This window comes from uncultured Fluviicola sp., from assembly GCF_902168135.1.
Lineage (GTDB): Bacteria > Bacteroidota > Bacteroidia > Flavobacteriales_D > Crocinitomicaceae > Fluviicola.
The window spans coordinates 70,816-94,703 of record NZ_CABHOL010000054.1 but is presented as its reverse complement, the minus strand read 5'-3'; the positions used below and the strand labels follow the sequence as shown (position 1 = coordinate 94,703).

Below are 23,888 nucleotides of genomic sequence, written 5' to 3'. Positions count from 1 at the left end.
GGCTTTTCTTTACCACAAAGGAACATAGGCCACATAGTTAAATTATAATTAATCATGAAGAACTCTGTATTTCTCATTAACGAATGTCTTTTGGCCTTCCCGAAAGATGTTAGTAGAATTAAAGTTTAAAAGAATACCTTTGGGTGAATCCAAAAGCTTCATGTAAGTTAAGAGCTGTGCTTCAAATATTGGTTCAATTGCCTTTGCAGCTTTCAATTCAACTACGACTGAATTTTCAACGTATAAATCACACCGTAGTACTGTTTCCAATTCTTGGCCATTGTAAAATATAGGAACAGTCATTTCGGTCTTAAAGGAAATACCTCTTTCTGCCAATTCGATCTTCATGCACTTATGATAAATACTTTCGAGTAAACCAGGACCTAGCTGACTATGCACCTTAATAGCGGCTCCAATGATGTCGTAAGTCAATTGATCTAAATAAGACTTTGTCATAGAAATAGAATAATGATTATATCTTTAAGATAACAAAAAAATCCACAATATCTTAAGTCTTTCTATGTGCCCTATGTTCCTATATGGTTTTATTATCTTTATGCTTCCAAGAATACTTCATGATTGAATTTGAAACCGACATCAAAGCACTCGATTACCTGAATTACTGGTTCGTTGAGATCACACCGGATATCCTGGCGCAGCTTCCCGGTAGAAAAGAAAAAGGAGATTTCAATCAGCGGCTGATCATTATCCTCGACTCCAAAATCCGATGGCAGGCGGGAATTCTGGCTCTCGGCAATGGAAGCGGCCTCATTACCGTTCAAAAGGACCGTTTGAAAAAGCTTGGCAAGACTTTGGGCGATTTCGTGCAGGTACAACTGGAAAAAGACGATTCGGAATTCGGAGTACCTGTTGCCGAAGAAATCGAAGAATACTGGATACAGGTACCGGAATCAAAAGACCGTTTCGATGCATTGACTCCTGCAATGAAACGCTATATCCTGAACCATGTTTCTACCGCAAAATCAGCCGAAAAAAGACTGGAACGTACGCACCTGCTCCTTTCGAATCTGCTTTTAGCTCCCCAAGGAAAAGAGACATTTCGGTTCCTTCTTGGCAAAGATTAGTTCCTTTCTTCCCTTGATTCTATTAAATTTGCAATAAAAAAAGTCAATGCGAGTATATTTAGACAATGCTGCAACTACGCCTCTTGCAAAAGAAGTTGCCGAAGCAATGATCCCTGTTTTACAAAACGAATTCGGAAATCCTTCTTCCACGCATTTCTATGGTCGACAGACCAAAGCATTGATTGAAACTTCACGCCGTTCGATCGCCAAGCAGTTAAACTGTTCTCCGAACGAGCTGATCTTCACTTCCGGAGGGACCGAAGCAGATAATATAGCATTAAATACTGCTGTTTTCCAGCTGGGAGTAAAACGCATTATTTCAACGACCATTGAACACCATGCAGTGTGTCATACGATTGAACATTTGGCGGAACGCGAAAACATTGAAGCCTGTTGGTTGAAAGTAGACTCAAAAGGAAATATCGACCTCAACGAACTGGAAACCTATCTGCAGGATGAAAAACCAACTTTGGTTTCCTTAATGCACGCCAATAATGAGATCGGGACATTGACCCCTATTGAAAAAGTGAGCGTACTTTGTAAAAAATACAACGCCTACTTTCATACAGACACTGTTCAGACAATGGGCCATTATGCCTTTGACCTGAATGCTTTAGGAATTGATTTTGTTACCTGTGCCGCACATAAATTCCACGGACCAAAGGGAATTGGATTCTTATACGCAAACAAACGTATCAAGACGGATGTTTTGATCCACGGAGGTGCCCAGGAAAGAGGATTACGAGGTGGAACTGAAAATGTTTACGGGATTGTTGGCCTTGCAAAAGCAATCGAATTGGCCTACAGCCACCTGGAAGAACATCAAAATCATGTCCAGGGATTGAAAACCTATATGATTGACCGTTTGAGATCCACCCTTTCCGATGTAAGTTTCCACGGAGAAATTGCTCCTGAAAAAAGCTTGTATACGGTTCTGAATGTGTGCCTGCCTCCAACAGAAAAATCCGGAATGCTGTTATTTACACTCGATCTGAAAGGTGTTGCCTGTTCAGGAGGTTCTGCCTGCTCTTCCGGTGCCGCTAAAGGTTCTCACGTATTGGAAGGAATCCGGGCTGATAATTCCCGCCCGAATGCGCGTTTCTCTTTTTCCAGATATACAACCAAAGAAGAAATAGATTTTGCCATTGAACAATTGGAGGCAATCTATGAAAAAGTATTGGTTTAGTCCGGGCTGCTGAAAGAAAATAGTTTTCAAAGAATTTTAAACCTTTGAAGTCTTTGGTTATCTTAGCAATACAAGATAACAACTACAGCATGAAACTACTTTTGATCTGCTTCCTTTCTATCATCGGATTCTCAAGCCTGAGAGCGCAAACTTATTTTCCTCCTTTAACAGGAAATACCTGGTCAACAACCGATCCCGCAACACTGGGCTGGTGCCAGGATTCAATCGATATGATGTACGATTGGCTGGAAAACTCCGATTCAAAAGCATTCATCGTCTTAAAAGATGGAAAAATAGTCCTGGAAAAATATTTCGGGACCTTTACCGCAGATAGTTTTTACGTTTGGAATTCGGCCGGTAAAACACTCACGGCCTACGCAGTAGGAATTGCCCAGCATGAGGGATTCCTGGATATTGACGATGCAACCAGTGATTATTTGGGATCAGGCTGGACAAGTCTGACCCTGCCCCAGGAAAATGCGATAACGATCAAACACCAGTTAACAATGACAACCGGTTTGGACGATGGTGTTGCCGATATTCACTGCACAGATCCGGCATGCCTGATTTACAAAGCAGACCCCGGAACACGCTGGGCGTACCACAATGGTCCGTATACCTTGCTTGATACCGTCATCGAATCCGCTACAGGAATGACGCTCAACGCATGGGTCAACCAAAAAATCTCTTCCAAAATAGGATTAACCGGTTTATACATCCAGGTGGGATACAACAACGTATTCGCTTCAAGAGCGCGCGGCATGGCGCGGTTCGGACTATTACTTTCACAAGACGGTTATTGGAACGGAACAGCGGTTCTTCCGGACGTAACTTACCTAAACGAAATGCGCAACAGCAGTCAAACGCTCAACAATTCTTACGGTTATTTGACCTGGTTAAACGGAAAATCCTCTTTCATGATTCCTCAATCACAGTTTGTTTTCCCGGGAGAATTATGTCCCAATGCGCCAGCTGACATGTACGCCGCAGAAGGAAAGAACGGACAGATCATTAATGTTGTACCATCTGAAGGTTTGGTGTTGGTGCGTATGGGAAGTACTATGGGAAACAGTTTGGTCGGGACCCAGTACAATGATACGATCTGGCAGTATATGAATCGTTTGGGGTGTGTTGCAAGTCTCGAAAATCAATCATTGGAAGCGATCCAAATCTCTCCAAATCCGACCAATGAATTAATCCGCATTTCCGAACTTCAGGGAGACGAAAAAATGGAACTAAAAAACCAGCTGGGGCAATCCGTTCCGTTTCAACAACTTGGAAACGAAATTTCGTTGAAAAATTTACAATCCGGAGTTTATTTTCTCACAATTCGTAAAGAAAAACACGCAAAAACTTTCCGCGTCATACGCAATTAGTGAAAAATGCAGTAAATTTAGCCTATGTCAGGCACGAAAAGACATATACTCATCATGAGTTCTTGGTTTCCTACACGCATAGATCCATACGCAGGAAATTTCGTAGAACGCTTTGCACACTTGCTTTCCGACACTTATGAAGTGACTGTATTGCATACGATGGGAGATAAAAACTGCAGTTCTATCGAGGTCGATGACCAGCAGAACGGCAACCTGCGTATCATTCGTATTTATCATCATATTTCGAAAAACCGTTTCATTCATTGGTGGCTTCAGCGAAAAGCCTTACGAAAAGGATTGCTGATGCTGGACCACATTGATTTGATTTTTGCACATGTTTTTCTTCCCAGAGCCATGCAGTTTGCACGTGTACAGAACTATTTCCACGTTCCTTTAATTGTTATGGAACATGGTTCGTACTACCATAAGAAACTGGTAAAAAGTTTTATTTCGCTTCATCAGCAGTTGATTAAACGAGGAAGCAGGCATACCAGTGAAATCGTTGCTGTATCCAATGTATTGAGAAGTGATATGAAGCCGCTCTTCCCTACTACCAAAATCCAGGTAATCCCCAATTTTGTAGATGAGGAAATCTTTACTTTAAGAGATAACAATCCGGAGAAGCGCACGAAGTTCATTCATATTTCCACACTGGATAAAAACACCAAAAATCCAGCCTTTCTTTTTGACGGATTCTTAAATGCATACCTGGAATCGGGGAAAAAGGTCAGCTTGACAGTTGTTTCCGATCAGGATACCGATGAGTGGGAAAGGTGGGCAAAACTAAACAGCTGCCGGGAAGCGATTACTTTCACCGGACCTTGTGAATGGGACGAAGTCAGTAGATTATTAAAGGAACACGATGCGTTGATCCTCACCTCCGAGTACGAAACATTCAGCATTGTACTTGCCGAAGCCTGGTTAACCGGAACTCCGGTCATTTCAACCCCGGTGGGAATTGCAGCGAATATGACCGATGCATTGGGTATCAAAATAGATCACAACAATATTGCCGACCTGAAACACGCTATTTTAGATATGATGAACGGGAAATTCCAGTTCGACAAAGAATTGATGCGTGCTTTCGGGATGCAATTTTCAAAGGAAAGCGTCCGTAAGCAATTAATCGAATTGTTTAATAAACACTTCATTATCTATGAATAGTTCAAGATGTTCGATCGTTCAAAAAGTTAAAAGAAACTATCTTTGAACATTTTAAACTTTTGAACCCCTTGAACCCTCTCTATGGACAAAAAAGCATTCTTCCGGCATATATCAACTACTATTTCTGAGAAAATAACTTCTTTACAGGAAGATATTGCAGATCTTCAAAAAGGAATTGCCGAGGACAGCAAAAGTTCGGCCGGGGACAAATTCGAAACGTCGCGTGAAATGGCCCAGCAGGAATTAGTCAAGCTCAACACACAATTAAACGAACAGCAGCGTTTAAAGAGCTTAGTCGACAATCAATCTGCAGATCAGGCAAATCAGGTGCAATTGGGAGCTGTAATCCAAACCAATAAAGGGATATTCCTAATTGGAATTCCAATTGGAAACAGTGCTTTCGAAGGGAAGAATGTAATAGGCATTGGATTGGGTGCTCCACTTGGACAGTTATTGCTTCACAAAAAGAAAGGAGAAAGTGTTTTGTTCAATAACCAGCAATTCATCGTAGAAGAAATTTATTAAGTGTAATCCGAAGGGAAAAGCTATTTTTGAGTGCTGCCAAAACCTTTTAGCTTAATGTTAATTAAATATTAAGTGACTTCATAATTTATTCACACAAGCCTCACAATGCAATAATTTTGCTCTTAATTTAGAATAACGTTATAGTAGTTCCTTTGTGGCAAAATTAAAGCTATGAAGATATTTCTTTCCGTTGTTACCTTATTAGTTGCAGGTTTTGCATTCTCGCAAGACAAAAACACCGGAGTAATTCAAGGAAAAGTAATCGATTCTGAAACCGGAGAAGGGCTTCCTTCTGCCCAGGTAGAATTGGTTGAAAAAACAAAACGAATCCTGTCAGACATCGAAGGTATTTACAATTTCGACAAATTGGAAAACGGAACATATACTGTCAAAGTATTGTACGCCGGAATGCCCACTCAAATTGTAAATGGTATCCAGGTTAAATCAGGAGAAATTACCACCATTGATGTAGTTATGTCACCACCGGCTGAGGACAGTACTTCCATCGGTGAAATTGTCGTTTCTGCAAAAAGGATCACGGATACTGACCAGGGGGTTGTTTTGGCACAAAAGAATGCGATCAGCGTAGGCGACGTCATGTCGAGCCAGTCTATTCAGCGTTCTACGGCTAGCAACACCAGTGATGTTTTGAAAATGGTGAGTGGTGCGAGTATCCAGGACAATAAATTTGCGGTTATTCGCGGTTTGAATGACCGATACAATGCAGCTTTCCTGAACGGTTCTCCGCTTCCAAGTTCTGAAAGCGACAGAAAAGCATTCTCATTCGATATGTTCCCTTCGAACATGCTTGATAATTTAACAATCACAAAATCTGCAACACCGGAACAGCCCGCAGAATTTGCAGGTGGTTTGATCCAGATCAATACTAAAAGCATTCCTGAAAAGAACTTTTTCTCCTTCCAGGTCGGAGGCGGTTACAATACCATTACAACATTCAAAGACCGCACTTCTTATAAAGGAGGAAAAATGGACTGGTTAGGAATTGATGACGGTTCCAGAAAAATTCCAGCTGCTGTTGCGCCGTTCGGACAGTACCCGTTAAATATTCATGAACAGGCAAAGGTCGCTCAGCAAGTATCTACGAATTGGGGAACAACCGAAGGTAAATTCCTTCCAAACTTAAGTCTTCAGGCATCCGGAGGTTTCAACAAAAAATTCGGTAAACGTGAATTCGGAATGATTGCGGCCTTGACATACAGCAGAAGCTTCAGCTATAATGAGACGGTTCGAAACAGTTACCTGAATAGTACTGACCCGAACTCATCTCAGTCAACACAAATGGAAAATGATTACCTGGATAAAAACAATGTAACGAACTTACTGGCTGGTGCATTGGCGAATTTTGCATTCAAGATCAATGAGCGTAATACCATCAGCTTCAAAAATATCTACAGCATTAATTCCTCCGATAAATTAATCAATAGAACAGGTGCTACAAATGCAATGGAATCAAATCCGATCCTTATCCGTTCGAATGCGCGCTGGTTTACTTCAGACCGGGTTTATTCCGGACAGCTTGAAGGACAGCACGGATTGAGAGCAAAGGGATTCAAAGTAAACTGGTTGGCAGGTTACAGTAACGTAAACCGTTCTATTCCAAACCTAAGCCGTTCGGTATATTCCCGAAACAAGACATTTATCGATCCATCCAATCCTGATTCGAGAGATACCATGTATTCTGCAAATATTTCCACATCCAGTGTTGGTCCGGCTTATGGCGGTGGAATGTTCTTCTCTGAAAACAAAGAAAGTTCCGTTAACAGCCGTTTGGATTTAGCTTATGCGACGGATCTTTTCGGAAAATTCAAAAGTGAATTTAAAATTGGAGTTTACAACCAGGTGCGTAACCGTAAATTTGCTGCGCGCCAATTGGGATATACAAAGTATGGCGTGAGCGGAGGAAATGTTCAGTTTGATGAAAGCTTATTATACCTTCCTGAAGACGAGATTTTCGCTGCTCAAAACATGGGACTGATTGAGCCTGCAGCTAACGGAAATCCAGGAAAAGGAGGATTCAAACTAACAGACGGAACAAAACCTTCCGATCAATACGATGCCCAATCTGTCTTAAATGCTGCATATCTGCAATTAGACAACCGATTTGGTAAACGATTCCGATTCATTTATGGAGTTCGTGCTGAATATTTCCAACAAGAACTGACATCATTAAAAGATGACCTTTCCGAATTAAAGATCAGCACCAAAAAACTGGATGTACTTCCTTCCATCAACGCCATATTTGAAGCCAATAAACGTACCAATGTTCGTTTGAGCTACTCTCAAACTTTGAACAGACCTGAATACCGAGAATTGGCTCCGTTTGCATTCTATGATTTCACTACTAACTTCGTTGTTTCCGGGAACGATTCTCTGAAACGTGCTTTGATCCACAACCTGGATTTGAGGTATGAAACATTCCCGGGAAGAGGTCAATTGTTCTCAGCAACTATTTTCTACAAAAACTTCATTAATCCGATCGAGCAAAAATCGCGTCCGGACGTAGTAGGAGAAATTTCCTTCCAAAATGTTCCTTCAGCAACGAATTACGGATTAGAACTGGAGGCAAGATCATTGATATCAACAATCTTTGGGATGGACACCTCTTCTTTATTTGATGATTTAACGGTTTACTCCAATTTATCAATCATTCGTTCTCAGGTGGATGTTTCAGGTGTTGCGGGAAGTGTAGCTGATTCCAGACCGCTTCAGGGGCAGTCGCCTTATGTCTTCAATGCAGGTATACGTTATGACAATACACGTAACCAATGGGGAGTAGCTTTGAATGTGAACCGTGTGGGACAGCGTATTTACATTGTTGGAAACGTGAACGAACCGGATTTATGGGAACAGGGAAGAACATTCCTTGATCTTCAAATCACTAAAGGGTTCTGGAAAGGACGTGCACAATTCAAATTAAATATTCAAAATATCCTGGCACAAGATCAGATCTTCTATCAGAATAACTTCACTGCCAGATCCGAAGCGAATGGGTTAAACGGATTCTTCAACACCATTTTTATAGGAGATAAGAACAATGCAAAAGGTTTTGATAAAGACATTGACCAACGAGTTTGGAAAACAAACTTCGGAAGAACATTCAGTGCTTCTATCAGTTTCAGATTGTAAAAAATAGTCAAAACGCCTGAGAGGCCATCAGTCAGCTGACTGATGGCTTTTCTTTTTTAATGGTTTCCAGTAGTGCCGAAAAATTTTTCGGCACTACAAGATGAATGGAAAGTTAAACAGCACCAATAATCAAATAAACGATCAACTCCACATACCCGGTCCGACCTCTTGAGGCTTCCAATCCTCTACTCCGCTCTACTCTAACCTAAATCGAAAAACTAAATCCTTTTACCTATGTTAAGTCAATGCTAAATCAATTAAACCTCGCTTAACATTTATTTACTCGAATCGTAACTTAAAGGAAAGGATAGAACAAGGTTTGAACAGCAATTTTGTACCAAGAAAAAAAACGAAAAATGAAAAAGATTTACTTAAGTGCATTATTCGCAGGTTTAGGAACCTTTGCAGCATTCGGACAGTTGTTCGAACCAACAACGTATCGCGGTGCTTTCGCTCCAGCTCCAACAGCAATGTGGACAGAAGGATGGGCTAACTGGGATCCTCAGAACACAAACTACGGTACTCCAAACCAAACGATCTCTACAAACATTACAACAAACACTACCTGGACAGCAGGAAACGTTTACTTGTTGCAAGGTCAGATCTATGTAAAAAACAACGCTACGTTGACTATTGAGCCGGGAACAATCATCATGGGTGATAAAGCGGTTCAGGGATCAGGTTTGTTTATTACCAAAGGAGCAAAATTAATGGCTCAGGGTACAGTAAATGCTCCGATCGTATTTACTTCCAACCAGCCTGTAGGATCTCGTGCAGCAGGTGACTGGGGTGGATTGATCTTCTTAGGAAAAGCTGCTAACAACCAAACAAACGGTGTTGCAAACATCGAAGGTCTTGCTCCAACTGCAGATACGGAATTCGGTGGAGGCGCTGCTCCGGACGATCATGACAATTCAGGTAAACTGACTTTCGTTCGTGTAGAATTCCCTGGATATGCATACCAAACAGATAAAGAAATCAACGGGATAACTTTTGGTTCTGTTGGTGATGCTACAGAAGTAAACTTTGTTCAGGTATCTTTCTGTAACGATGATGCATTTGAATGGTTCGGTGGAACGATGAATGCGAAGCACCTGGTTTCATACAGAAATTTGGATGATGATTTTGATGCTGATTTTGGATACACCGGAAATGTTCAATTCGGTTTGATCGTTCGTGATCCGAATCTTGCTGACAACCCGGCTATCTCTACTTCAGAAGGTTTTGAAACGGATAATGATGCAACCGGTTCTACTAATACTCCTCAAACAAATGCAACATTCTCTAATATCACTGCAGTTGGACCATACAGAGGTAACACATCAAACACCATTGCTACAGGTTACCGTCGTGGAGCACGTATTCGTAAAAATTCAGCTCTTGACATCCGCAATTCAATCTTTATGGATTTCCAAAGAGGTATTTTCATCGACGGAACTGCTTGTGAAGCAAATGCAACAAACGGATTGATCCTTTACAAGAACAACATCGTTGCAGGTAACTCTCCTGGTAAAGTAACGGAAAGAACCGCTTCAAGTACATTTGATATCCAGTCTTGGTTTGCTGCCGGAATGAATGATTCTATCGCTTCTACAGCTGGTATTTTGACAACTCCTTATAATTACCTTGCTCCTGACTACCGTCCGGCTGCCAGTTCTCCACTTTTGAGCGGAGCTGACTTTACAGGTCTTTTGGGAATCAAAGAAGTTTCAGCTATTGCAGGTGTTTCTTTATACCCTAACCCAACAAACGAAAACGCAAAATTATTTGTTGACGTAGCTCAAAACAGCACTATCGAAGTAACTGTAATGAACGCAAACGGACAAGTAATGCAGACAGTTGGTACAAAATATGCGGAAGTTGGAACTCATGAGTTCACAATCAACGCTGCTGATTTTGCTCAAGGATTGTACTACGCAGTTGTAAGAACTGGTGATGCAGTTAAGACTGTTAAATTGAGCGTAGTGAAGTAAGTTTTCTCTGTTAGTTTAGTTTTATAGCAAAGTTTAAGGGGTTTCCGCTGCGGCGGAAGCCCTTTTTTAATATCCTTGAATTACTATAAAATGCTATCCTATTTTCGTTATATAATGAAGGCATGAAACTAAAACGGGATCTGTAAGCTGTAAAATCTGTAAATCAAAGCACCTCATTAGTTTGAGAATATGCCTATCTTCGTAAAAAGAAACACCATGAAAATATTAGCATTCGGAGCAAGTACCAGTAAATCCTCTATCAATCAGCAATTTGCGCTTTTTGCAGCACATCAGTTTGACGGAGAAGTCAACATGATAGATCTGAATGACTTTGAAATGCCTGTATTTTCAGTAGACAAAGAAAAAGAAGATGGTTACCCTGTTCAGGCTCATGAACTTCACGAAATCATTGAAAGTTCTGATTTCCTGGTAATCTCCATGACCGAGCACAACGGAAGTTACTCAGCAGCATTCAAGAATACACTGGATTGGTGTTCCAGATTGAATAACAGCGTGTTCCATGACAAACCGACGTTATTGATATCTACCTCTCCGGGTAAACTGGGCGCAAAATTCTCGCTGGAGGCTGCTTTAAGCCGTTTTCCACGTCATTCTGCAAACATTTTGGGGCATTTCAGCTTACCGAGTTTCCAGGAAAACTTCAAAGACGGAATTATCAACGAAGAACTGGCAAAGGAATTCAATGATTTGATCTCAAATGTGAAAGAAACCTTATCTAAGCTGAAATAAGGAATCCACTCCGATAACGCGTTCAACCGTGTATCCTTCCGCATAACGAGCCCCGATGGATCGTCCGAATTCGGCCATTCTGCCACGCAGGAACTCAAAAAATTCTTCTCCTGAAATCGGTGTTTTTGGTTCCGAAGAATTCGGATCCCAGAATTGGGTTTTATAGGCTTTGATCGAATCGAATTTCTGTTCTACGAAATCTGTGACATCAATCACAAAATCCGGTTTGAGGTAGCGGTCCTGGATGTAATGGTAAACAAACTTTGGCCGGTGAGCTTCCTGTAATACACCGTTCCAGGTTGTTTCAATTCTACGCAATCCGGCTAAAAAACAAGCTTCGGAAGCCAATTTACTTCCTTTACCATGATCCGGGTGACGGTCGGAAACAGCATTCATTAAAACAATTTCGGGTTTGAAACGGCGGATTTGTTCAATGATCAATCGCAGGTTTTCTTCGGAGTGTTCAAAAAAACCGTCTGCCATTTTCAGGTTAACACGTTCTGTTAACCCCAGGATTTTAGCTGCTGCATCAGCTTCTTCTTTTCGAGTTTCTTTCGTTCCGCGTGAGCCTAACTCACCCTGTGTAAGATCAATTATCCCGGTAGAATACCCCATTGCACGGTGTTTCAGTAAAGTTCCCGAAGCTGAGAGTTCCACGTCATCCGGGTGCGCGCCGATTGCTAAAACATCAATTTGACTCATGATTTTTGGATCCAATCTAAAATGTGTGACTCAGCAGGTTCTGTTTGCGGGGAAAAATAACCGGCAATTTTACCTTCTCCATCAATCAGGTATTTCTGAAAATTCCAGCTTACTTCCGTACCTGTTTGTTCCTTCAGCCATTCATAAATCGGATGGATCTCCTCACCTATGGTATGTACCTTTTCAGAAAGCGGGAAACTTACTCCATAATTCGTAGAACAAAAAGCCGCGATCTCTTCTGCCGTTCCCGGTTCCTGCCCTGCAAAATCATTACAGGGAACTCCAAGTATAGTGAAACGATCCCCGCCAAACTCTTCATTCAGCTCTTGCAGCTGCGTATACTGAGGAGTAAGACCGCATTGGGAAGCAACATTCACCAGAAGGATTTTCTTGCCTTTAAAAGTACTCCAATCGATGGGATTACCATCTAAATAATTCAATGAAAAATCATACAACGTCATAACAATTCTCTTTGAGTCTTAAGGTACTTTTTATTTCGAACTCCTGCAACTATCGTTAATAACAGGAAGATTGCAATCGTAACCCATACATATCCCGGTAAATTCACAGATCCGTCGCCGTTAGCGTAAGAGTGTAATCCAACTAAAATGAAGTTTACTCCAAAGAAGGTGAACAAAATAGCCGCATACCCCCACATAGCCGCAGCATTGAAAGCGAATTTACCTTTCAATCCCGGAATGTATCTGAAATGCAGGATAATTGCGTAAACCAATACGGAAACCAGCGCCCATGTTTCTTTCGGGTCCCAGCCCCAATACCTTCCCCAGGATTCATTTGCCCATATACCTCCAAGAAAAGTACCGATTGTGAGCATAAACAACCCAATTGTAATGGTCATTTCACTGACAGCTGTAAGCACAGTAATATTCTTCGTTACTTCTTTTCCATTCCCGGAGCTTCTTGTCAGGTAAAGAATAATATTGACAAAACTGATAATAAATCCAAGTCCGAGGAACCCGTAACTGCTCGTAATAATCGCTACGTGGATCATCAACCAGTAGCTTTTCAATACCGGCTGCAAAGGAGTAATTTCCGGATCCAGCAAATTCAACTGGGAAACAAAAATGAAGAACCAAGCCAGTAAAGCAGCTGCAGCCAAAATAACCACACTAACACGTGAGAAGATAAATCCTGCCAATACAATTACCCAGGCGATGAAAACCATTGCTTCGTACCCGTCACTCCACGGCGCGTGCCCTGAAATCATACTTCTCATGACCAATCCTGCACCATGATACAGAAAGATAATCGCCATCAGAACAAAAATCACTTTCCCGATGATCGAATAACGGCGATCCGATTTTTCAGAAGGATTGAAAAATACCCGAATGAAGAAGATGATCAACAAAACCAATGAAAACAGGATATAGGAATTCCCTGCATTCTTAAAGATTCCCATTTTATTGTAAGAAACTTCCATTTTCACATGTGATCCGGAAGGAAGAATCGATGCCGGGGCAATCGAACGCTGCATGTTCTTCAGATCATTCAACAACTTCGTTGATTTGGAAAAATCACCATTGGATTTTGCCGCATCATTCAACGAGCTAATGTATGTCAAGGCTAAACGACTTGAAATACTGTCGTGCATCATCAATTCCTGGTTGAAAGGCATAAACCAGCGATTGGCTTTATCCCCTTTCATCGGAATGATCTTCATGTAGTTCCAGTTGATCACTCCAAGTAACACCTGGTATTTCTCCCCTAACTTGATGAGTTTCTTCTGTACTTCCGATTGCTGGCCTTCCGGTTTTTGCAAAGCCGCATTGTAATCATTGATCCACCTGAAGTTTCCTGTTTCATCCGTTAATTCACGGAAAGAAGCATATTTCGTCAGGTTGTATTCATCATACAATGCCATCGGGACAAGGATTACCTTCTGGTCCAGCCAGTAATCCGGGTACATGTGCATGCTGATTACAGTTTGTACGGCATTACGTCCTTCGTATTTATTGGAACGGTATAATTTGCTCAGTAACTGATCGCACAGAGTATGCATCGGGATGATACGGCCACGGTTATCCTGAACCAGCAAAGTTGCCAGTTCATCACTCTGATCTTCCGAAATAAAGTAAACGACCGGTTTTACCGGAGCAGCAGGCATCGCCTGTTCGTGTTCGTGTGTGTGATCATGAGTATGCTCGTGATCATGAGCATGTTCGGAAGAATCCTGTGCATAAGCTGCTGCTGAAAACACTGTGAATAATAGAGCAATCACTGATTTTGCATGTGATTTTTTCAATACTCCGATCAACTCTCTGAAGCGGGAACTTGGAGCAAACAAACTAAACACCATACCGATAAACATCATTAAATACCCGAAATAAGTAATATTCGTTCCCCAAAAATCGTGGTTTACACTTAAAATAGTTCCCTTCTCATCCGGATCATAAGAAGACTGGAAGAAACGGTAACCGCCATAATCCAAAACGTGATTCATAAACACACGTTTCGTCCCGAATTCATTGTTTGCCGTATCCAAAACCTGTAAATCGCTTGCATAAGACGAAGGCATATCTGACCCGGGGTAACGATCCAAAATGAAGTCGTTACATTTCATGTAGAAAGGAATTTTAATGCGTTTCATTCCATATTCCAGGCGGTAATTCAATCCGTTCAGCTCAAAGTACGCAGATTCACCGATTTCCTTTGCTCCACCTCTCAAACGCACGATTTTCGAATGTGAACCGTCGGTTACTTTTACCGTCAGGTAATCCGAACCGACATCTCTTCTTCCGGAAGACATTAACTTCTTCCCCACATTCGGAATTTCCTGTTTGAATACGAATTGCTGTCCGGCAATTTGGTAAAGCGTTGTGGTAGCAAACACCACTTCCTGGCCCGGAGCTACTTTCACGAAAACAGAATCCGGCGGAGCAATACCGCTTTGGCGGGCTTTCTGCATTTCCTTCATCGGAATATACTGCAGCGGCATGTTCGGCTTCAAACGTAAAGTATCCTTCCTGCGGTAGATATTTACTCCATTCACCAGGTTCGGTGAGAAGGCTACCGGAACTCCATTCAGGTTAAATATCTCATTATCGATCACATAGTTGGACTTCATTCCGTCCGTAACGATATCCAAAGCACTTGTTTTGTATTTCGGGCTGATTTCTATGGTATCGATCTGCTTTGATTTAAAATCAACGTATTCGATAGAAATAGGTGTTTTATGTTTTGGAAATTCGATATCCAAATCTGCTGAGTTAAAAGGATAGGATTCCGCCAGGAAAGTCTTCACATCGTGTGTCAGCTGGAATTCCTTTCCGTCGTTGATATTGACCCACAAATATGGATCTGATGTGTAAACCACATTCGACGCGGCACCCTCGCGGATCATCATCATTCCTTCATAACTGATGTACCTTGTAACCCAGGCGCCAATAATGATTACGATAAATGAGATATGGAAAAGGAAAACTGCAATTTTCTCGCGTTTCCACATTTGATAGCGGAAAATATTCGCAACCAGGTTCACACACAAATAAGCCAAAAGGATCTCAAACCATTTCGCATTATAGATCCACAATTTGGCAGCCTGCGTATTTTCGTAAGATTCTATAAAGGTAGCGATTGCGATTGCAGTAAGGAATATGAATAATCCCATTGCCATTGCTCTCATCGAGAAAAGAGCTTTTGCTAGTTTTTCCATGTAAAAACGGATTGATAATTTTCAGGTACAAAAGTAACTATTCGTTTGGGTTTTCAGCCTAATTAACGGCGCAATAATTTCTCCCGCAGATCACACAGATTCCGCAGAAAAAATATTCTCTCCCGACTCAACTGAATTTGAACAGTTTATTCAGCAATTCTAGCTGCAATTCGAAGTTCAGCTCATCATCTGCGTTCCTCTTTAGGATGAGGATATACTAATTATAAATCCGCGCGATTTGCGAGATGCGTTCTGCGGGCAAAAAAAAAGAGGATTCGTTCATGAATCCCCTTCTAACATATCACTTAAAGTGATGAATATTTATAACTGCGCTAACGCAGGCTCTTATTCTGCGTCTACAACCTCTGCAGGAACCAAAATTCTTCCGCAGTGTTCGCAAACGATTACTTTTCTACGTGTATCGATATCCAATTGACGCTGAGGCGGGATTTTATTGAAACATCCACCGCAAGAATCACGGTCAACACCCACTACAGCCAATCCGTTTTTCGCGTTGGAACGCAAACGGTCGTAAGCTGCGATCAAACGGGAATCGATCAATGATTTTGCCTTTTCAGACTGAGCAATCAATGCCTCCTCTTCTTTTTGTGTTTCACCAACGATCTCGTTCAACTCATCCTGTTTCACTTTCAAATCGCCTTTACGCAATTCCAAACGTTCTTTTGCCTCGTCCAAAACCTCTTTTTTAGCAGTGATCTTGATCTTAGCTTCTTTCATACGCTTGTCGTGCAATTTGATCTCCAACTCCTGGTATTCGATCTCTTTTGCCAAAGATTCAAACTCACGATTGTTTCGTACATTATTTTGTTGATCCTTGAACTTCACAATAGCAGCTTCAGCATCTTTCATTGCAATTTTGCGGTCAGCAACTTCAGTATCCAATTCTTTCGCTTCATCCTGAAGGTTTTTGATTCTAGTCTCTAACCCTTCGATCTCGTCCTCTAAATCCTGAACCTCCAAAGGCAATTCACCACGTACGGTTCTAATTTTATCGATTTGAGAATCAATCTTTTGCAACGCATACAATGCGTCCAACTTTTCAGCAACTGTTGTTTCTTTTGTACTTGCTTTTGCAGCCATACTTTAGAGATAATTTATCGGATTCGTATTTACACTCGTTAAACGAACCGCAAAATTAGTAAATTTTTTCTTCATTTGTGCTACTAACCACTCAGAAGTGTATTGTTCTGATTCAAAATGACCGATATCTGCAATCATCAGGTGATCTTCCGCATCAAAAAACTCGTGGTATTTAAAGTCTCCGGTGATAAAAACATCTGCTTTCGCCCTGATCGCATCTTTCAATAAAAAACTTCCAGAACCTCCGCAAACAGCAATTGTTTTGACAACGGATTTGGTTGGATGCGTATAACGTACCGTCCCGCAATGGAATGTTTTTTTCAGAAAATTCAAAAACTCCATAACCTCCATCCCATTTTCCAATGTTCCGATCATCCCGCTACCGATATATTCATTGGTATTGGTAAGTCCAATCACATCGTACGCAATTTCTTCGTAAGGATGGGTAGCTTTCATTGAATGTAAAACTGCATTTAGTGCATGTTCCGAAACTATCACTTCAATTTTCACCTCTTTCACGACTTCCAGTTCTCCGGATTTACCCAAAAACGGACTGGCATCTGCACCGGGACGGAACCTTCCTTCACCTTCCGAAGAAAAACTGCAGAAATCATAATCACCAATATGCCCGGCACCCGCTTTTGCCATGGCTTCACGTAAAAGATCTGCATGGGTTTGAGGGGCAAAAACAGCCAATTTGAAATTCGTTGCCGCCTTCGGGCTCAAAATTTTGCAGTTTTTCAATCCCAACTTTTCGGAAATGATGTGGTTTACCCCGAAATGCACATTATCCAGGTTGGTATGAATTGCAATCAGGCTGATATCGTTCTTAATAGCTTTCAGTACCGTGCGTTCTACGTAATTTGCTCCCGTAATGCGGCGTAATCCTTTAAAAATGATCGGGTGATGTGTCACAATTACATTTGCACCATGCAAAATGGCTTCATCAACAACCGATTCGATGCAGTCCAAAGCTACCAAAACTCCTTTTATCTCGTTGTTCGGATCTCCGACAAGCAATCCGGAATTGTCATACGATTCCTGGTAGGAAAACGGCGCGATGTGATTTAAAAAGGAAACGAGTTCTTTGACTTGCATGTGACTGATTTTATCATTCAAAATTACAAATTCCATCCCGATAATCATCGGGAGACGAATTCCTAATTAATGCCTGAATATTGAGTTAAAAGACTGATTACAGATTGAAAAATCGAATTTCGGAAATTACCGGTTGGTAAACCTTTTCCAATTCCAATTCTGAAACCAAAGTCGTATTTAAAATCTGAGCCTCACTGCAAACAGGCAAACTATTCAATCCAACCAGCGGATGACCGAAAATCCCATCCGGAAATTTCTCAGGCTCGTGCGACACCCAAACGAATGGAACCAGGTTTTTTATCAAGAGCTTTGCTGTCAAACGCCCTTTCTGACCCGTTCCGTTAACAATCAACTGCTTTTCCGGTTCCCAATCCAATTGAACAAACCGATCGATCTTCAACAAAAAAAACGCCTTTTGCTGATAGTCAGTACTGGTTTTAGAAGTCCTGAGTTCGTGATCACGCCACAAATGAGTCACCAGATCCAGTCCTTTGATGGAAAACCCGGCTTCGTACCAGCGGAACAACAGGTCATAATCTTCAGGATAACGCAAACCATTAAAACCACCGCAATCTTCCAAATCTGCTTTCCGCATCATCCAATTTCCGGATGCCAATGAACATTCCCGGTAAATATGCCGGTAGAAATCTTGTCGATCGACACGCTCATTTAACCAATTTTCATATCCCTGGTATCCCTTTGAAATACTGCCTTCCTCTGAAAAATAGCGCACTTTTCCGGTTACAATATGTTCCTTAGAACTTTGCAGACTTTTTAAAAATGCTTCCAATTTAAAATCCGGCATTACATCATCTGCGTCCATACGCGTAATGTATTCTCCACCGGCATGCATCATTCCGGTACAAAGTGCATCAATAATTCCCTTTCCCTTGTTCTCAAGCAGCATTATCCGCGGATCATCCAATAAACCGGCAATTGCTTCCGCTTCATTTTCACCGCTGTGGTCATTGACCAAAATCCACTCCCAGTTAGTATGCGTCTGCCTCAAAACAGATTCCGCAGTTTCCCGGATAAACTTTTCAGCGTTTCTATAAGGTGTAAGAATCGAAATACGCGACATGGTGTAAAAGTAACAGCAAATTAAAACATAGAGTTCCCAGATAACTCTATTCCGTTATTTCCGGATAAAAATCATCCATCCGAATGATCTAAGTCATTTTTTACCAGGCACATGCGCTTTATTTTTGAATCAAATAATCACAACATAATAATACAGACCATGAGCGAGAAGGAATTTATCTATAAGCAGCACGAAGAAAATACCGAATGGTTGAACAAATTGGAATTTTACAAAGACGAACTAAAAATAATTCAGCACAGGCTGGAAGAGATTGCAGGTAAGAATAACAGCAAAGAAGTACTTGCTTTGGTAGAGCAATTCCAGAACCAACTGCTTATCCATCGAAATGCAATTGATGAAATACAGCATAATGTGATTATTTCAGAAGACAAACTCCAACGGGAAATTGAAAAAAATCCGGTAGCAACCGACCATCGAAAGACAGAATATCATCAAGTCGAAAAAGAAGAGCTTCAAGTCTTCGAAAAATTATTCAGTGAGTTACGTGAAAATTTTAATCGATTTGCTTCTAAATGGATGTAACGGTCCATCCATTAGTTTCAAAGGAAAGGGAATTCTTAACGGGGTTCCCTTCTCTTTTTTACGCACTTCGGGATAAGGGATTTCTATTATCTTTATCGCTATGTATTCATGGCGGATTGTTCTGATTCCTTTTTCCCTGCTTTACGGCCTCATTGTTGGACTACGAAATTGGTTTTATCAACTTGGAGTCTTCCAATCACGATCGATTCCGGGAGCTTCAATCTGCATCGGCAATATTACGGTAGGCGGAACAGGAAAATCGCCACTAACAGCTTATATCGCCCAATTATTCAAAGAACAAAACCCGGTTATTTTATCGCGTGGGTACGGACGGAAAACACAAGGACTTCATATTGCTGATCCGAATAGTTCTGCCAGTGATATTGGCGATGAGCCGATGATGTACTGGACCAGCTTCAACCACAAAATACCGGTAGTTGTTGCAGAAAAACGGCAGACCGGAGTGAATTGGATCAGGGAACACCATAAGAACTCATTGATAATCCTGGATGATGCATTCCAGCACAGAGCTGTAAAGGCAGGATTAAACCTTTTACTCATGACTTACGACCGTCCCGTTTTCAAGGACTTTGTTTTTCCAGCCGGAAATCTCAGGGAACCACGAGCAGGAATGAAACGCGCCGACATTGCTTTAGTGACCAAGTGCCCGAAAGACCTTCCCGAAAATAAAAAAACGCTTTTCAGGAAGAAAATACCTCTAAAAACAGAGCATATTTTCTTCAGCGAGGTCATTTACGGAGAGTTGAAAGGACTTTTTGGTGCTGTTTGGGAAAATTTTGATCAATTAATTTTAGTAACGGGCATTGCTCAGCCTGAACCACTATATCGTTTTTTAGCTGAGAACCATCGCGTTGAGTCCATTAATTTTCCCGATCATCACAGCTTTACCCGGGAAGATATTCAACAAATCCAACAAAAAGTTGCTACTTTTGCGCACCAACGTTGTGCTGTTGTTACAACCGAAAAAGACGCGGTGCGTTTTGCAGAGTGGCAGGAAGTCATTTTGGAAAGTCAAATCCCGTTTTTTGTGCAAAGTATTTCGTTAAAAATAGATAGAGAAGAAGATTTTAAAGCATTACTCAAAAATTATGTTGTTAGAGCAAATGAAAGAGGCTGCTGATTATATCAACAGCAAAACACAGGTTAAACCAAGCATCGGTATCATTTTAGGAACCGGATTGGGTGGATTGGTAAAGGAAATCGAGATTATCGATGAAATTCCTTATGAGCAGATCCCGCATTTCCCGGTTTCAACGGTAGAAAGCCATTCGGGGAAATTGATCTTCGGAAATTTAGGCGGAAAACAAGTGGTTGCCATGCAGGGCCGTTTTCACTTTTACGAAGGCTACAACATGCAGCAGGTTACTTTCCCTGTACGTGTAATGAAACTATTGGGAATCGAACGTTTATTTGTAAGTAATGCTTCCGGTGGTGTGAACCCGGATTTCGAAGTCGGAGAAATCATGATCTTAAACGACCACATCAACTTATTCCCTGCTCATCCGCTGATCGGGAAGAATATTGATGAATTAGGACCTCGTTTCCCGGATATGAGCGAACCTTACGATCACGCAATGATTGAAGTTGCTAAAAACATTGCAGCAGAAAACAACATCAAAGTTTCCGTTGGAACATACGCAGCTTTGACAGGACCAACATTGGAAACTCCTGCAGAATATGGTTACGTTCGCGCTATCGGAGCTGATGCAGTTGGAATGTCAACGATTCCTGAAGTAATCGTGGCCCGCCACATGGAAATTCCATGTTTCGCGATTTCCATCATTACGGATTTGGGTGTTCCCGGAAAAATCCAAAAAGTAAGTCTACAAGATGTTATTGACGTTGCAAGCAGACAGGAGCCTAAAATGACTCTGATTATGAGCCAGCTGATCGCTCGTTTGTAATCCTGTTAAATCAATTAATTATAGTAAGCCCCGACATTATCGCCGGGGCTTTTTGTTGGGTGCTAATACTGCATGAAAACAGGATATCCTGTTTTCATGATTTTGATCAGGAATGATGGCCTGTACCGGAAGTTTTTTACATTAGTAAAAAAATAACTATGAACCTCAAAGACTTTTTAGAGGATTGTAAACAAGAGAACATCATCGACCAGGCTACTATGGATCGCATGTATGCTCATTTCCTGGTAAAAAAGGAACAGCAACCAATCCAGGCGCAAAATCTGCAGGCAGTCTCTAAACAAAGTTCCGGAAACGGGTTAATTATTACCGTGAGTATTATCGGGGTATTCCTGATCGGTTTCGGAGTTATTTACCTGTTTGCTCATAATTGGGACGAACTTTCACGTCCTGCAAAAACCATTCTTAGCCTTTTACCTGTATTCCTTTCGGCACTTGCAAATATTTTCACGGTTACAAAACGCAAAGACAATGTGATTTGGCAGGAATCTACGGCCATTTCCACCTTCCTGGCCGTAGGAAGTATGCTTGGATTGATTCTCCAGGTCTACCAGCTTCCCGGAATTGAAAACTATTTCTATACTTACTGGTGTATCCTTTGCTTACCGGTAGTTTACCTGCTTAGATCGCACAGCGCAGTTTTTTGTGCCATGGCTCTCATGCTGATGAATCTCTTCAGTTACCCGATGGACCAAAGCGCCATATACCAGGTTCCATGGTTCGGAAGTTTGATAATGTTCTTTGCATTGGTTCCGTATTTGAAACGTTTATTCACACTTCGACAGCCGGAATCATTGTTTGTTACACACCAGATTGTGGTTCCTTTTCTCATCTGTTTGAGTGCAATAATCAGTATGCGCGGATCTGACTCCTCTATCTGGCTGATCCTGTTCTTACTACTTGCTAATTTCCATTTATTCGGAACAAGCAGGTTTCTGAGAAACGCCAATCGTCAACCGAATGCGATGGCAATACTGAGCTATACAGGCTTGAGTTTAAGTTTAACCTACCTGTTACTTTATAACAAATGGGGATTTGATAAAATCCTGCAGGCTGAAAACGACGATTACCGATTGATTTTCATTCCGATTCTTTTTGCACTGGGGCTTGTTCAGTTGTTCATTTATTTTTCCAAAGAAAAAATTACTGCAAGTAATCTTTACAAATTGCTTTTGCTTTTACCCGTTCCTTTCATAGTCATGGACTATTTCGGGGTTAATTCATTCCGTTATTACCAGGTGGCGATTTTAATCGGTGCTGCTATCGTTGTTCATTTTGCCCAGGAACGGAAAGACGGCTGGCAAATTTATCCTGCCCTGGGTCTATTAGCCATGCTTATTTTTAGTTTCTCCTACATCAACGGAGGAATTATGAGTTTTTTCCTTTTGTCTCTCATTCCGAGCATGTACTACCTCGTACCGGCGGCATTAATTGATGAAAAGTCAAAAAACACCTTAAGTGCCGATCAGATTGTGATTCTCTCTTTTCAAATCCTGTTCCTGATCATTGCCAGTTTCGGAGGATTTTGGGCCTTGTTCGATTACACTCCTTACCTGTCGATCCATGCAACATTTGTTCCTCCGTCTATGAATCCTTTCCAGGCCGCACTTACCGGAATCATTTGCTTCGGACTTATTCTGAACGTTGTGAAACTGCGTAAGCAGTTATTTTCTCATGTAAATGGCTTATTTGCGCTTTTCAGTCTGGCAGTTCCGGCTTTGATCTGGATCGGGTGTATTTCTTCTGTAGGTCTCCAGCACATGTACTCCATCTTCCTGTTGGTTTTAGGAGTTATCTTACTGGTTTACAGCGCTATAAAATCCAACCTGACTGTAGCAAACCTTTCGCTTGGATTAATCGGATTGGTGATGGCATGCCGCTTCTTCGATCTGAAAATGTCCTTAACCGTTAAAGGAGTCCTGTTCATCCTGATCGGAAGTTCCTTTTTTGTTGCCAACTACCTCATTTTAAAAAACAGAAAGCATGAAAACAGGAACTAAAAGACTCATCGCGATCATTGTCATTTCGCTTATTCAGCTGAGCTTTCCGCTTTTCTTCATCGCTGCCAAAGAACAGGTCATTGAAACGGGGAAGGAATACCTTTTCCGCATTCAGCCTGTTGATCCTTATGATTTTTTCCAGGGAAGATATGTGCGGCTGAACGTGCAGCCCTTGTACTACAAAACCTCCCAATCGGGTAATTTCAAACAAAACGATATTGTTTATGTTGAATTTGCACAAGACACAGCCGGAGTGAAAGTTACTGCCCTGTCTCACAAAAAAACAACCCATTCCCTAAAGCTGAAGCTGTATGGCCAACCGCAAAATCCGGTTTACATAAAACTTCCGTTCAGAAGGTTCTACCTGGAAGAAAATAAAGCCATAACAATCGAAGACAGGCTTTCAACAGATAGGGAACACACAAATTTCGTGCACGCAAGGATTCTGAACGGAGACTTTGTTCTGACAGATATCAGTTCAAACGGGAAATCATTGATTACCGGCTTACCCGTTAAAACTCCTAAATAACTAATGCACTTT

At 41.4% G+C, this 23,888-nt stretch carries 20 protein-coding genes; 13 read left to right on the top strand and 7 right to left on the bottom strand.

Features of this window, described 5'->3' with window-relative positions; all coding sequences use genetic code 11:
* Positions 1–48: 48 nt before the first annotated feature.
* Complete coding sequence (locus tag QZT69_RS18260; protein ID WP_294679873.1) at positions 49–456, bottom strand: GxxExxY protein; 408 nt, start codon at positions 454–456, stop codon at positions 49–51.
* A gap of 119 nt (positions 457–575) precedes the next feature.
* Between QZT69_RS18260 and QZT69_RS18255 the strand changes: the two genes are divergently transcribed.
* From QZT69_RS18255 to QZT69_RS18220, 8 genes are all read left to right on the top strand, one after another.
* Positions 576–1,085 (top strand): YdeI/OmpD-associated family protein, encoded by a 510-nt coding sequence (locus QZT69_RS18255; RefSeq protein WP_294679865.1) that lies wholly within the window; start codon positions 576–578, stop codon positions 1,083–1,085.
* 46 nt (positions 1,086–1,131) lie between these two features.
* Positions 1,132–2,271 carry a cysteine desulfurase family protein gene (locus QZT69_RS18250; RefSeq protein ID WP_294679858.1) on the top strand — a complete coding sequence of 380 codons (1,140 nt, stop codon included), beginning with the start codon at positions 1,132–1,134 and terminating at the stop codon, positions 2,269–2,271.
* An 89-nt stretch (positions 2,272–2,360) separates the two neighbouring features.
* Positions 2,361–3,647: a serine hydrolase gene (locus tag QZT69_RS18245; protein WP_294679851.1), complete on the top strand. Its 1,287-nt coding sequence runs from the start codon at positions 2,361–2,363 to the stop codon at positions 3,645–3,647.
* Positions 3,648–3,701: 54 nt separating this feature from the next.
* Entirely contained in the window at positions 3,702–4,811 is a 1,110-nt protein-coding gene (locus QZT69_RS18240; RefSeq protein WP_294679844.1) for a glycosyltransferase family 4 protein, read from the top strand.
* An 81-nt stretch (positions 4,812–4,892) separates the two neighbouring features.
* Positions 4,893–5,336, top strand: coding sequence for a hypothetical protein (locus tag QZT69_RS18235; protein WP_294679836.1), 444 nt, complete (start codon positions 4,893–4,895; stop codon positions 5,334–5,336).
* Between the two features lie 171 nt (positions 5,337–5,507).
* Positions 5,508–8,483, top strand: coding sequence for a TonB-dependent receptor (locus QZT69_RS18230; protein ID WP_294679828.1), 2,976 nt, complete (start codon positions 5,508–5,510; stop codon positions 8,481–8,483).
* A 356-nt stretch (positions 8,484–8,839) separates the two neighbouring features.
* On the top strand, positions 8,840–10,456 hold the full coding sequence (locus QZT69_RS18225; protein ID WP_294679822.1) for a T9SS type A sorting domain-containing protein: 1,617 nt from the start codon (positions 8,840–8,842) through the stop codon (positions 10,454–10,456).
* 216 nt (positions 10,457–10,672) lie between these two features.
* On the top strand, positions 10,673–11,206 hold the full coding sequence (locus QZT69_RS18220; protein WP_294679817.1) for an NADPH-dependent FMN reductase: 534 nt from the start codon (positions 10,673–10,675) through the stop codon (positions 11,204–11,206).
* Here QZT69_RS18220 and bshB1 read toward each other — a convergent pair.
* The 6 genes from bshB1 to QZT69_RS18190 form a co-directional block, all read right to left on the bottom strand.
* Complete coding sequence (gene bshB1, locus QZT69_RS18215; protein WP_294679808.1) at positions 11,189–11,908, bottom strand: bacillithiol biosynthesis deacetylase BshB1; 720 nt, start codon at positions 11,906–11,908, stop codon at positions 11,189–11,191. The genes QZT69_RS18220 and bshB1 overlap by 18 nt on opposite strands.
* Complete coding sequence (locus tag QZT69_RS18210; RefSeq protein WP_294679801.1) at positions 11,905–12,369, bottom strand: glutathione peroxidase; 465 nt, start codon at positions 12,367–12,369, stop codon at positions 11,905–11,907. Before QZT69_RS18210 ends, bshB1 begins: the two co-directional genes overlap by 4 nt.
* The gene (gene ccsA, locus QZT69_RS18205; RefSeq protein ID WP_294679794.1) at positions 12,366–15,581 is read right to left on the bottom strand and encodes a cytochrome c biogenesis protein; all 3,216 of its coding nucleotides are present in this window, start codon (positions 15,579–15,581) and stop codon (positions 12,366–12,368) included. Before ccsA ends, QZT69_RS18210 begins: the two co-directional genes overlap by 4 nt.
* A 345-nt stretch (positions 15,582–15,926) precedes the next feature.
* Complete coding sequence (locus QZT69_RS18200; protein ID WP_294679777.1) at positions 15,927–16,682, bottom strand: C4-type zinc ribbon domain-containing protein; 756 nt, start codon at positions 16,680–16,682, stop codon at positions 15,927–15,929.
* Positions 16,683–16,685: 3 nt separating this feature from the next.
* Positions 16,686–17,780, bottom strand: a complete 1,095-nt coding sequence (locus tag QZT69_RS18195) for a Nif3-like dinuclear metal center hexameric protein (RefSeq protein WP_294679769.1) — start codon at positions 17,778–17,780, stop codon at positions 16,686–16,688.
* Between the two features lie 97 nt (positions 17,781–17,877).
* Positions 17,878–18,861: a glycosyltransferase family A protein gene (locus tag QZT69_RS18190; RefSeq protein WP_294679752.1), complete on the bottom strand. Its 984-nt coding sequence runs from the start codon at positions 18,859–18,861 to the stop codon at positions 17,878–17,880.
* 159 nt (positions 18,862–19,020) lie between these two features.
* On the opposite strand from QZT69_RS18190, the gene QZT69_RS18185 reads away from it, so the two are divergent.
* The 5 genes from QZT69_RS18185 (at position 19,021) to QZT69_RS18165 (ending at position 23,876) form a co-directional block, all read left to right on the top strand.
* A complete protein-coding gene (locus QZT69_RS18185) occupies positions 19,021–19,404 on the top strand; it encodes a hypothetical protein (RefSeq protein WP_294679735.1) in 384 nt (127 codons plus the stop codon).
* A 100-nt stretch (positions 19,405–19,504) separates the two neighbouring features.
* Complete coding sequence (lpxK, locus tag QZT69_RS18180) at positions 19,505–20,545, top strand: tetraacyldisaccharide 4'-kinase (protein ID WP_294679727.1); 1,041 nt, start codon at positions 19,505–19,507, stop codon at positions 20,543–20,545.
* A complete protein-coding gene (locus tag QZT69_RS18175) occupies positions 20,517–21,329 on the top strand; it encodes a purine-nucleoside phosphorylase (protein ID WP_294680237.1) in 813 nt (270 codons plus the stop codon). Before lpxK ends, QZT69_RS18175 begins: the two co-directional genes overlap by 29 nt.
* Positions 21,330–21,487: 158 nt before the next feature.
* Positions 21,488–23,347: a DUF2157 domain-containing protein gene (locus QZT69_RS18170; RefSeq protein ID WP_294679719.1), complete on the top strand. Its 1,860-nt coding sequence runs from the start codon at positions 21,488–21,490 to the stop codon at positions 23,345–23,347.
* Complete coding sequence (locus QZT69_RS18165; protein WP_294679711.1) at positions 23,331–23,876, top strand: GDYXXLXY domain-containing protein; 546 nt, start codon at positions 23,331–23,333, stop codon at positions 23,874–23,876. The genes QZT69_RS18170 and QZT69_RS18165 overlap by 17 nt, the downstream gene beginning before the upstream one ends.
* Positions 23,877–23,888 lie beyond the last annotated feature (12 nt).